We start from the raw sequence: 518 nt of genomic DNA on the forward strand, positions 1-518 counted from the left end.
CCCACCAGACCCGGCTCGATGTCGGTCACGCGCACCGCGGTGCCGTGCAGGTCGGTACGAAGATTGAGGCTAAACTGACGGACAAAGGCTTTGGTCGCCCCATAGACGTTTCCGCCGGCGTAAGGCCAGCTGCCTGCCGTAGAGCCGATATTGATGATATGGCCGCGATTGCGCTCCACCATCCCCGGCAGCACGGCGCGGGTCATGTACACCAGCCCTTTATTATTGGTGTCGATCATATCTTCCCAGTCTTCCACACTGGCGCGGTGCGCCGGCTCCAGACCAAGCGCCAGGCCGGCGTTGTTCACCAGCACATCGATAGCCTGCCACTCGGCCGGCAGGTCAGCAATCAGCGTCTCAATGGCGGCGCGGTTGCGGACGTCAAGTTGCGCGATATAAAGGTTATCGCCCAGCTCGTCTTTCAGCGTCTTCAGGCGCTCTTCACGACGACCGGTGGCAATCACTTTATGACCGTTAGCGGTAAAACGGCGAGGAAGACTTTCACCAAAACCGGCGGG

General features: G+C 60.2%; 1 protein-coding gene. It reads right to left on the reverse strand.

What is annotated here, in order from left to right:
• Positions 1-518: SDR family NAD(P)-dependent oxidoreductase (locus K1I67_RS09855; RefSeq protein WP_223339763.1), on the reverse strand; the 518-nt coding region annotated here is incomplete at both ends.

It is taken from the genome of Streptococcus infantis (genome assembly GCF_019929575.1).
Classification (GTDB): Bacteria; Bacillota; Bacilli; order Lactobacillales; family Streptococcaceae; genus Streptococcus; species Streptococcus infantis_L.